This window comes from Streptomyces sp. NPDC054847 (assembly GCF_053610925.1).
The window spans coordinates 1-11,800 of sequence record NZ_JBSGZJ010000212.1 but is presented as its reverse complement, the minus strand read 5'-3'; the positions used below and the strand labels follow the sequence as shown (position 1 = coordinate 11,800).

At 63.6% G+C, this 11,800-nt stretch carries 6 protein-coding genes and 1 pseudogene; 1 reads left to right on the top strand and 6 read right to left on the bottom strand.

The features are described from left to right. The first annotated feature begins 634 nt into the window (after positions 1 to 634). Positions 635 to 1,588: pseudogene (locus ACWGH4_RS20870) on the top strand (IS481 family transposase). Between the two features lie 238 nt (positions 1,589 to 1,826). Here ACWGH4_RS20870 and ACWGH4_RS20865 read toward each other — a convergent pair. The 6 genes from ACWGH4_RS20865 to ACWGH4_RS20840 all read right to left on the bottom strand — a co-directional run. After that, a complete protein-coding gene (locus ACWGH4_RS20865; protein ID WP_453462950.1) occupies positions 1,827 to 2,612 on the bottom strand; it encodes a hypothetical protein in 786 nt (261 codons plus the stop codon). A 93-nt stretch (positions 2,613 to 2,705) separates the two neighbouring features. Further along, positions 2,706 to 2,921, bottom strand: coding sequence for a hypothetical protein (locus tag ACWGH4_RS20860; protein ID WP_453462947.1), 216 nt, complete (start codon positions 2,919 to 2,921; stop codon positions 2,706 to 2,708). Between the two features lie 146 nt (positions 2,922 to 3,067). Next, a complete protein-coding gene (locus ACWGH4_RS20855) occupies positions 3,068 to 3,385 on the bottom strand; it encodes a hypothetical protein (protein WP_453462944.1) in 318 nt (105 codons plus the stop codon). Beyond that, a protein-coding gene (locus tag ACWGH4_RS20850; protein ID WP_453462953.1) for an IS5 family transposase occupies positions 3,382 to 4,280 on the bottom strand; the annotation gives its coding sequence in 2 pieces (ribosomal slippage) (positions 3,382 to 3,887 and positions 3,887 to 4,280; 900 coding nt in all). Before ACWGH4_RS20850 ends, ACWGH4_RS20855 begins: the two co-directional genes overlap by 4 nt. 670 nt (positions 4,281 to 4,950) lie before the next feature. Then, positions 4,951 to 5,877 (bottom strand): hypothetical protein, encoded by a 927-nt coding sequence (locus ACWGH4_RS20845; protein WP_453462941.1) that lies wholly within the window; start codon positions 5,875 to 5,877, stop codon positions 4,951 to 4,953. Between the two features lie 121 nt (positions 5,878 to 5,998). Next, a partial coding sequence (locus ACWGH4_RS20840) for a golvesin C-terminal-like domain-containing protein (RefSeq protein ID WP_453462938.1) occupies positions 5,999 to 11,800 on the bottom strand: 5,802 nt, incomplete at its 5' end.

Sequence of the window (11,800 nt, the reverse complement as noted above, 5' to 3'; positions counted from 1 at the left end):
AGGTCGTAACTCATGTCCCGGAGACTCCCACATCGCACCGACACCCACCTGGCCGGTCGACGGCACGAGCCTATGCCAAAGGAAACGACGTCTTAAGATCGGAGCGTCAAACGAGCGTCACGATCTCCGTCTCATTAGGGCCGATATCGCAGATCCCGAGCCCTTCCGACCGTCCCGGATCACTGACCACCCGCTAAAACCGCAAAGCGAACTGACGGCTTCCAATCCGAAGACCTGGCGGCCGACCGCCGATCAGAGAAGGAGGTGCTCACGAGGGTTGCAGGGTGCGACCGGTTTCCCAGCACCGATGGTCTTCGCCTGCAGTCTGCAGCCGCCACAACGGGTGGCCACGGTCCCGGCCGGGGCTCCCACCGCCCCAGGTACGTACAGCCTCGTGCGAGCCCAGGTGGGGAAGGTCTGCGCGGCGAGCCTGAGGGATATGCGGGCGATTCGTGGTCGCCGCGGACGAACAGGTCATCCCGGGCGGCGGGATCCAGGAAGTCCTCGCCTTCATCCGGCTCTAGATGTGCTGTCCCGGGACGTTGGTGACACGCGTGCTGGGTGCTTGAACGGGTGAGGGCCTTCTGGGTTCGGTGTGGATTGCGACATCCACACCCGACCACAGGAGGCCCTCTTGTCCCAGCGTAACGCCCCGCTGACTCCGACCGGACGGCTTCGTCTGGCCCGGTGCGTCGTCGAGGACGGCTGGCCGCTGCGCCGGGCTGCCGAACGCTTCCAGGTCAGTCACACCACCGCCGCCCGCTGGGCCAGGCGGTACCGTCAGGCGGGAGCCGCAGGACTGCACGACCGTTCCAGCCGCCCCCACCACCAGCCAGGCCGCTCTCCCGCCGCGGTCGAGGACCACGTCGTGCGCCTGCGACGCGAGCACCGCATCGGCCCCATCAGGCTGGCCGCCCGCTGCGGCGTCGCACCCTCGCCGGCCCACCGCATCCTCAAGCGGCACGGCCTGTAAGCCCTGGCCACCCTGGACCGCGCCACCGGCGAGCCCATCCGCCGCTACAAACGTGCCCGGCCCGGCGAACTCGTCCACATCGACGTCAAGAAACTCGGACGCATCCCCGACGGCGGCGGCCACAAGGTCCTGGGCCGCGCGACCGGCCGCAAAAACCGCGCCGGCACCGGACTCGCCTACCGTCACACCGCCCCGGACGACCACTCCCGCCTGGCCTACACCGAAGACCTCCCCGACGAGAAGGCCGCCACCTGCGCCGCCTTCCTCTCCCGGGCCACCGCCTGGTTCGTCGCCCGGGGCATCACCGTCGAGCGGGTCCTGACCGACAACGCCTGGGCCTACACCAAGAACACCTGGCGCGAAACATGCCGCGAGCTGGGCATCAGCCCCCGCTGGACCAGGCCCTGGCGGCCCCAGACCAACGGCAAGGTCGAACGCTGCCACCGCACCCTGCTCGACGAATGGGCCTACCACCGGCCCTACACCTCAGACGCCGAACGCCAGGCAGCGTTTCCCGACTGGCTGGACTGGTACAACTACCACCGACCCCACACCGGCATCGACGGCCACACACCCGCCAGCCGCGTCACCAACCTGCCGGGACAGCATATCTAGAGCCGCTCGGCGGCGCGGTGAACCCACAGACTGGAGACACCCTTAGATTCGAACGCAAATGGAACAGTGCGTGCGCCGTGACCACACCACCCAATCCGTCCCCGGCAACCTCAAGGGCAGGGTGCACCAACCGACACCGCTGCGGTCCGGGCCGCAGCCCCCTCCGACTCACCTGCCTCGAAGCCACCGAGACCAGGTGGCCGCCCCCACTCCGCAGCGCCTTGGTGCAGCCCCGCAATCACGCCTGCAACGCCTCCAACCGCCGCCGCGCCGCCTCTAGGAACTCCGCACGCTTCTCGGGAACAGAGAGCAGGGCAGCATAGGGGTCCGAACGCTGCGAGTGGTAGTCCACCAAGGCACTCCTCTGCTCGTTGGTGAGCCTTTCGACCCGGATCAGCGAGGCTCGCGCCGTGTCGTAGGCCGACACGAGCTCCCGTTGCCGCTCCTCCTCGTTCTCGTCCGAGGAAGACCGCACGACATGACTCAGCTGGTGGAGCGCGCGCAACGGTTCCCGCAATCGCTCGCCGGAGTCATGCTCGATCCTCGCCATCGCCAATCGTGCCCGGTTGTAGTCGGCGACAACGCGCGCTGCGCGGGTGTACTCCCCCGCGGCGGCCAACAGCGACTCCGCGACCTGTGACATGTCCGGGGATTCCAGGTCGAGCACGTATTTCGCCGCCCTGGCACGGTTGAGGGCCTCCTCGGCTGCGGACCGACGCGCCTGTAGGGTCGTGTCGTCGACATCGTCCACCGGGTACCTGATCCCCTCCACCTCCGCCGTGGCCAGGAGGAAGGCGACGTACGCGTCACGCCGTAGACTCCGGCGCCATTGGTCGTGATTTGTGACAGCCGTGGCAGCCACGGCTTCGAGTGCCGCCCTGGCCTGGGCGAAGGCGCCTTCCGACGCGGCACCGGCCTGGGTGAGAGCACCCCGCAACTGCCACCAGCCGACAAGGAGGGTAATGAGCGCGGCAAGCAGGGCAACCGCTGCCGCTCCTACCGCCGTTACGTTCTCAAGATCCACGGAACCATCCTGCCGTCCGGGAGACCCGGCTGTACGGCGTCCAGGTGATCTGCCCGCCCCGCCCGCGCACCAAGCCCTCGACCCGCTGGGGGGCTACGCAGGCTCAGATTTATGCCGCCAAACGGCGTGCTCCAATCCGCCCTTGTCGTGCCCGAGGAGTGCGGCAGCTTCCTCGTACACCGCACGCAACTGGTCATAGGGAAGGTCAGGAAAGCTGGCATCTGCGGCGAAGGCGCGTAGATGTACGTCGACGGCGACGTGCGAACGGCCGACGAGATTGCCGATGTAGTCGACGCTCTTCGGCCCCACCCCCTTCACCGTACGCAGAGCGGCGCGATTGACCTGATGGTCGAGCCATGTGTGGAGGTCGTCACGGGTATCCACCCGGTCGGCAGCGAGGAGGTCGGTGATGGCGTGGGCTGTCGCGACCTTCTGGGCGTGGTTAAGAGGTCATCTCACTTGGCGTCCGAAGCTCTCGAAACGAGGAGGGCGAGTCGATGTAGCCGCTGGTAGTACTGGCGGTCTGATGGGTCGCTGATCTGCGGAATCACTCGGTCCAATTTTTCGATGCAGCTCTGCAGGATGCGTCTGCGCTCCGGATCGAGGGCGCCGCCGTTGCTGATCCACGTGTAGGTGCAGCCTGCGGTGTCCGCGTCGAGCATCACCATGTCGACGTCTTCGAACTCGACGCCGCGCAGGGTGGCGGGGAAGTCGGCGTCGAGGTGTTCCTGCCAGAGTTGGGCTGCGTTCTGGATCTGCTCGGATCTGATCACCTGGCCATACTCGTGCACGTGGCGGTGTCTTCGGTGTGTGTTCGGCGGTTCATGCGGCGGTAGCAGATGAGGGTGCAGGCGATGCTCGTGAAGGCGAGGAAGTGCTCGGCCTTGCGTTCGTAACGGCGGTGGAGTCGGCGGCAGCCGGCGAGCCAGGCCATGGTGCGTTCGATGGTCCAGCGGTGTCGGCCGAGTCGCTGGGATGTCTCGACGCCTTTGCGGGCGATGCGGTGCCGGATGCCGCGCTGGAACAGCCATTGCCGCAGATGACGGTAGTCGTAGCCCTTGTCGGCGTGGAGCTTGCTGGGCTTGCGCCGGCGAGGGCCTCGTCGGGACCGGACCGGAGGTATGCCCTTCACGAGCGGAATCAGGGCCTGGCTGTCGTGGACGTTGGCCCCGGAGATGCCGACGGACAGGGGCAGACCGGTCCGCTCGGTGATCAAGTGGATCTTCGAGCCGTACTTGCCCCGGTCGACAGGATTCGGACCCGTCAGGTCCCCCTTTTCAGAGCCCGCATGTTCACCGAGTCAATCGCGCACCGCGACCAGTCCAGATCGCCGCGGGCACCGAGTTCATCGAGGACCAAGCGGTGGAGCTTGGCCCACACGCGGGCCTTCGTCCACTCGGTGAACCGGCGGTGGGCCGTCGCACCGGACGGCCCGAACGACGCCGCAGGCAGCTGCTGCCAGGTGCAGCCCGACGTCGCCACGAACACGATCGCCGCCAGGACCTCCCGGTCACCGTGGCGACGCCGACCGCCACCCTGAGGTCGTGACGGCGCCTCCGGCACCACCCGCTGAAACAACTCCCACAGCTCGTCCGGAGCCAGCCGCTCAACAATCCCCACCACGCCCAACAGCCTATCCAGCCAAATGAGATGACCTCTAAACCCCATGGCCGCGGCCAAGTCTTCCGCCGCTAGCCGGCGCTGGAAGCCGCAGACAGTATTCGCGTCAGGCCAGTTCAGTTGCAGACGGAGAAGCCGCGGTCGCAGGGTCGCCTCGTAGTTGCACCGAGGCTGGAAACTGACGTCGCAGATGACAGCGCCCATGTGGGTCCACCCCCCAGGTGAAGGGAACGGGCCGCCAAGTAGGTGTTGAACGTGGTCGGCGAGCCGCTGGGCAAGGCTGGATACGGGCATGAGCCAATCATGGCGCTGCAGTATGACGATCTGGTTTGAGATTCAAGATTGTCGAACAAGCAAGGCGGGTAGGCGGCGGTCAACCGGGCAGCCTGCTCGATGACGAGGAGACCGCTCATCTCGACTACCTGGTCTCCGTCGAAACCGGGCTGAGAGGGAAGATGCACTGGACCGTGTTGAACTCACCGCATCGCGGCGGACCGACGCTCAGGCGCCACCAACGGGCGCCGATCGCGCGGGGGTGCCGCCGCAGCTGCTGCGCGAGGAAGCAGAGGGCAGAGCTGGACACGTCGACGCCGGACGGGTGAACAAGCACGTGAAGCCCCTGGTGGAGACGGTTCTCTTGGTCGAAAACCCATCTACCAGGGGCTTCACCACGTTGGCAGCCCAACTGCCGAATTCCCGAAGCAGGTTAGAAAAGGGCTCACTGGCCGAAAACGACCATATGCCTGGATGGCTGCCCCGGCGCTGGAGAAAGGCTGCGCCACTCGCCTTGCACGACTACGTCTCGGAACGTTTCATGGAGGGCGGCGACTTGGTGACCGCGGTATTCCTGGAAGAGTTGCGTTGCCTGAAGCAGCAGGGAACCGTTCGGCAAAGGTTTTACGGAGGTGAACACACCCGTCGAAGTCAAGGAATCAATGCCACCGAGAGATTGCACTATGGGCGCCGAGATAGTCATGAGCCATGAGTATCCTCGCAGTTTGGAGCGCCACAATGGCGTGTTACGAGTCGGTACGCGAGAAGGTCCGCGCAAGTAGCGCTCAACTTCCGTAGCTCCGCCGGTGTGCGCGTATGAAAAATGCCCGAAAACTACATTAAAACGGTGACACGCCCAATCGACCACTCTAAGCAAACGCAAATGCTCAGTCTCAGTTCTTGCTGGATCGATTAGGACTGCTTCGTCAACGTGATAGGAGAGCTTGACGTAATCAGGAAGGTTTTCGTCAAACGATACAGAAAGCCGGATCGCGCTGCGAGCCGTCTCTCCGCCATCAAATCTTCCAATCTTGACCTCTGCCGACTCCGGAGCATCCTGCAAAGCCCCTCGCAGCCATGGATAGGCCGCGGCGACAAACGGATTATAAAGCACGTCGAACGTTCCCTGTGGCGCCACGGAGACGACACCCCACCCGAAAGCCTCTTCTGCACTCGGCAAAGCATCTCGCATGCGAGAGAACCCGTTGACGGAAGATGGGGTTTCCTGATCGAGGATTGACAGATTCCCTTCGAGGTCAGCCTCGACAACGCCAAGCACAATCCAGTCAAACGCCACACCAGCCAGCGATTGCTTTTCCGGGGAATGAACCGTAAGTTCCGCCACGAGGCCATGGCTGATGTTTGCATTCATTACTGTACTCATTGCCATCCCACTATCACAAAAGGTATGTGGCGGGGAATCGAAAAACCTGATCCCCCGCCACACTCTACCGGATGCTGGTCACCCTCAGGCGGGCGACCCTTTCATTGGATCATTCGAGCCCGAACGGACTAGTGATCATCTTTCCGATGATATAGAGCACGCCGGCTGCTATCGCGCCATACTGGATATTCCGCTGCTGCTCGGGAGTCGGCTGCCATGCCTGAACCGTCAGCGGAGCCAAAACGGGCACGGGTTCCATCCCGGGCGGTGCTTTATCCTTCGGAAGCTGCTTACGGGTCCACCAACCCACCACTCCTTCGTATTCCGATCCGGTGCGCTTGGATCCGCTACGCGACCGGGTCGACTGAGCGACCACCTGCTGCTTCGGATTGACAGGGTCGACAGTGGCCACTTGCGGGAGTTCCCAACCGCGTTGCACGACTCGCCCAAAGGGGCTCTTGTCCTCGATCTTCTGTAGCGCCGTGATATAGCGGTCGAGCGTTTTAGGGCCATCCTCCTCGGCGGTCTTGGCGGACTTCATCTCCCATACGTAGATGTCGTCCTCGAAGATCATGACAATGTCGGCGCTGCCACCTTTTCCGCTCGTGCGCTGGGCACCCTTGATGTAGTACTCGGTGTACACCTGCACATTCGGATTCTGTGCCCACTGGGCTCTCAGGTAAGCGGCCATCGCCTTGACAGCTGCATTGTGGCGCAAGCGGTCTGTAGCGAGCTCAGGGGCCCTTCCTGGGCGCTTCGCGGGAACGGCACCTGCTGCGGCCGCGGCTCCACCGGTAGCCAGAACTCCTACACTGTTTGACGAGCCGCAGACATCTTTGATCCCATCTGCACATGGCAAGTGTCCATCCAGCTCGACGAAGCTGGTCGGGTTGCCGCCGGCGAAGGCATAGCGGTTGCGCGTGTACGGGTCGGCCCCGAGATTCATATCGGCGAGGGCGCCGTTGTACATGTCCCGGGTGGTGAATCGGTTGAGGCCGGGATTGTAACTACGGAAGCCCATGTCGTACGTGCCGGATTGGGCATCCCATCGCTTGGCGTTGTAGCGGTAGGGGTTGTACGCCTCCTTGGTGGGGTCACCGGCGTCGGGCTTGTCGATGCCGGTGAACTCGGATTTGTCGTCCGATCCGTAAGCGGTGTAGCCGTAGGTCGCCTTAGTGTCACCGCTGTTGTCTGTTACCGTCTCGACGTCCGTGTGGCCGTTGTAGCCGTAGTAGCCGTCCTCGGTCGTCCCGTCGCTGTTGTGTGCGACCTGGGACAGTCGCTCGCCCCAAGGTGTGTACTGGTAGGACTTTGTCAGCCGGCCAGCGACCTCTTCGTTCAGTACCTCCCCGGACATGCCGAGATAAGTGAAGTCGGTCGTCTTTCCGTCCACCGTCTTCGACGTCGTACGGTCCAGCGGGTCAAAGGTGTACTTCGTCGACTTCAGCGTGCCTGCTTCGTCCAGTGCCTGGGACTCCACGACGTGGTCGAAACCGTCGTAGATACTTCGGGACACAACCTGCCCACCGCTGGTGACGGACTCCTGGCGCCCGAACGGGTCGTAGTTGTAGCCGGCTGTGGTACCGGATGCCGTCGCCGCAAGCAGCCGGTTCCGGTCATAGGTGAACGTGGTCGCCGTTCCCTTGACCGTCTGGCTGATGACGTTGGCGTTGTCGTCGTGGATGTACGTGTCCGTGCCAGCACCGTTGCCCGTCTTGACTGACTTGGTGAGCCGGTCCACTGGGTCGTAGGTGTAGTCGGTGGTGGAGTCGAGGTATGCCGCGTGGTTGTCGGCATTCATCTTCTTCGCGACGTCCTGCGCCTTATTGCCGTTCGGGTCATAGGCGTAGTTGTGCGAGGAGACGAGCGTGCCGTTCGGCTTCTTCTCCGACGTGGACCGGAGGACGCCGTCGAGGTAGTAGGAGTAGTCGATTGTGTTGCCGTTGGCCTTCGTCTCTTTGAGCTTCTGCCCTCGGTCGGTGTAGGTGTACGAAGAGACCTTCGAGGCGGGGTCAGTGGCCGTCTTGCCGACAGAAACGGTCTTGACCAGCTCGCGCAGGTCGTAGGTGTACTTGGCGTACTGGTCGGGGTGCGTGACGGTCTCAGCCTGACCGTTGGCGTCGTAGGTGTACGACGTGGACTTCTTCTCCTGCCCGGCCAGCGCCTCGGTCACCTTCTGAACCTGATTAAGGCCCGTGTATGTGACGGTGTAGGCGTCGATCTTCGTGCCGGAGGAAGTGTCGTCGATCGACGTCAGATTGCCGTTGACGTCGTACGCGAAGACGAAGTTGTGCTTCTCGTCGTCGGCCGGTTCACCCGTCGTGTCACGGACCAGCTTGACGGCGTCGGCCTGAACGGGTCCTGCTTCGTTCTGCTCGAGCGTCAGCTCGGCCTCGTTACCCTGCTTGAAGCTGTAGGAGCCGAGTGCGACCCAGGTGCCCGTGTTGAGATTCTGGTTAAGCGTCTTCTCCGACGTACCCGTGGCATGGGTGAGCGTGTACTTTGCTGCGAACGCGGCGCCGTCCACGTTCGGGTATTTCACATACGCGGTGTATGTGCCGTCCTTAGGGATGTTCAGTGTCCAGGTGAAGGCGCCGCTGCCACTGCCCGCCGGGTGGGTGCGGTAGTCGTAGCCCTGCTGTCCGGGCAGATCTCCCTTGTTCCAGGTACCTGTAAAGGAGGTGTTCTGAGTGTCGGAGTTGTCGGCCAGGACCACGTCCTTGCCAGCCGGTACGCCGTCATCCGTACGGGACTTGAGTGATCCGTCCGGGTAGTACGTCCAGCCCATGGCGCGGTCGGATGAGCCGCCCGCAGAGACCAGTGTCCGGGACGTCTGCTGGCCCAGTTCGTTGTACTCGTACTTCGCGACGATGTCCCATGGGTCTGTGGACGACTTCACCCATCCGTTGTCGAAGTAGGACTGAGTGGTGTCGTTGCGGACCGTCTGGCCCACGGACGGCGGCAGCGACGTCTTGGCGACCCGACCCACGGCGTCATACACCGTCTCGGTGTAAACGTCCGGGCTGTTGTAGCGGGCATCTGCGGGGTCATACGGCTGGTACTGCTTGACCGGCCGGTTCAGCGCGTCGTACTCCGTGCGTGCTGCGAAGTCATCCGCAGCGGCCGTTGATGCGCCCCGCGGGCTGACGACCTTGGTGGTGTTGCCGACTTGGTCATATTCGAACTTGGTCAAACGGTAGGTGATCGCCGTCGAGCCCGAGTGCGGAACGCTGACCTCGGTCTGCTTGCCACGCTCGTCATAGTTGATGTAGGTCGTGTTGTTCTCGGCGTCCGTGGCCTCGGTGACAAGGTTGTCCTTGTCGTACTTTCTCGACGTCGACTTACCCGCCGCATCGGTGACTGTCGTGACCCTGTGGTTCAGGTCATAGGCGGTCTTGGTGGTGTAGTCGGTGGTCTCCGCAGTAGCCGTCTTCTTGGGGTCGATGACTTTGGTGACGTTGCCGACGTTGTCGTACTCGTAGCTAATGGCATCCGCGGCCGAGTTGACCACAGAGGTGAGCTGGTAGATCTCGTCGTAGTTGTTTGTGGTTGTGAACGAGCCGACGATTGCGCCGACGAGATTGCCCTTAGGATCCGTCGTCGTCCTCACGTTGCCGACCTTGTCGTACGTATAGGTCGACTTTCGTGGCTCAGTGTTGTTGTTTGCCGGTGCTGTTGCAGAGACGACCTGGTCGGCCGCGTCATACACGGCGATGGATGCCGCACCGTTCGGAGCTGTCGACTTCGTGACGTTGTCGTTCGCGTCGTACTCCGGTGCGGGCGTTGTGATCAGATGGCCCGCTGCCTGGTCCTTCGGCACCGTGGAGACCATTGGGCGCCCGAACGTGTCGTACGTCTGCGTGGTCTTCTTGCCCAGTGCGTCGGTGACCTCGGTGACCTGGCCGCGCTCGTCGTAGACGAAGGAAGTGGACTTGTTCAGCGCGTCCGTGATCGTCTTCGGGTAGCCGGTTGGCCCGAAGCCGCTGTTCGCGGTCGGGTTGCCGTTGGCGTCGGTCGCCTTGGTCAGCTGACCGTAGGAGTCGTACTCGTACGACGTGGTGTAGTCACCGGCGACGGTCGTGGTGGCGACGCCCTTGGGGTCGGTGACCGTCTTGAGATTGCCGTATGGGTCATAGCCGAATTGCCACTTGCGGCCCTCGGGGGACGCCTTGGTGAACAGGTCCGCCGAGTAGCCGTCCAACCGCGTCTGGTACGTGTACTGAGTGGAGTTGGCCGGATAGGTGTCGGGCGCGCAGTCGGACGCCGGCGGGACCCCGGACTTGTTGTTCTCGGCGTCGCGCTGCCAGAGCGGGTAGCCCGTCTTCTGGTCGTAGCAGTACGCGGTCTTGGCGCCGTTGGCCTCCTCCAGGTACGTGACGTTGTTGTCCGCGTCCCACGATGTCTTGGCCACCTGCGACTTGGCGTTGGTCGTCTGGACGGCGCGACCGAAGTCGTCTGTCACGTAGTTAGTGGCATGGTTCTCGGCGTCGGTGACCTTGGTGTCGGTGAACTTCGTGTTCGTGGCGTTCACGGTGTAGGTGAAGCCCGTGTTGCCGCTCAGACGGTCGGTGATCGTCTTGGTCCACCAGTGGTACTTCGGGTCGTCACCGGCCTGCGGTGCGTTGTACGCCAGCGACGTGCTGTTGCCGCGCGGGTCGGTGGCCTTGACCAGCTTGACGTTCCTGTTCCCCTGCGTGGCGTCGTAGGTGAACTTGAAGTTCTTCGGCTGTGACGAGCCCACGCCGTCGGTGAATTGTCCAAGAAGGCCCTTGGTGGTGTAGTAGAACTCGATCTTGCGGCCCGAGATGTCCGTCATGGACTTCACGTGGTCGTAGATCTTGGAGTTGGTCAGATTGGTGCCGGTGACCTTCGCGCCCGTGTCGTTGATGTACTGGTAGGACGCCTCACCCTTCTTGAAGTAGTCGACGGTGAGCGACTGCCGGCCGGCCGGGTCCGTGATGTAGGTCAGGAACTTGGTCGGCTTGTTGTTGGACTTGCGCTCCTCGTACGTGAACGTCTGGGTGTTGCCGTTCTTGTCGACCGTGGACGTCATGTAGCCGTCGCAGCCGAACAGGAATCGCGTGCCGTCGGGGCGCGTGAGCGTCCAGGCGTCCGGGACCGGGTCCTTGGTCGGCTTGCAGTCCAGGCCCGACTTCATCGTGACCTTGTAGTGGACGCCCGCAGGAGCCTTCCACACACTGTTGGCGCTGTCCCAGCGGAAGACATGCGTGGTGCCGTCGCCGTCCGGAAGACGGATCTCCGTCGGGTTCGGGTTCGGGTGGAAGTCCAGCGGCGCGCCCAGCCGGGTAGGGCCGGCGGCCTGGAACGACCAGCCATGACCGGCGACCGTGTCGGAGGTGTCCTGCGAGTTGTAGGCGAACCGGGCGAAGGTACTCAGGCCACGGCCCGGGTTCGTGAACGCGTTGTGGGACCAGACGCTGTTACCTGCGGCCAGGTTGTTCATGACCGTCGACCCGGCACCGGTGTTCTTGCCCGTATAGGCGTAGAACTTCTCCAGGCCGAGGCTGTTGGACGTCGGGTCTTCGACGGCGACGTTCTGCTTCAGCGGGGGGATGCCGCCCGTGCCGGCGGACAGCCAGGTGCCGTCGGCGATCTTGCGGACGTCCCAGCCGAGCACGTACTCGTTGCGCTTGTTACCGGAGTCCGAGTTGATCGGGGTGGCGACCTTCGCCTGGATCGTGGCCGACTTGCCCGGCAGCAGGGCCGGGATCGGGGTCTCGAGCTGGTTGCCGCCGGTGGTGGCGTCCGTGCCGTCGGGGAGCTTCCAGGTGTAGGAGAGCTCGCGCTCTCCCGCGGCCCACGCGGAGGACGTGGTGTTGGTGACCGTGAACTCCACCGTGTAGGTGGTGTTCGGGGTCATCCGGGCCGGGGTGGTGGGCGCGTAGTACGT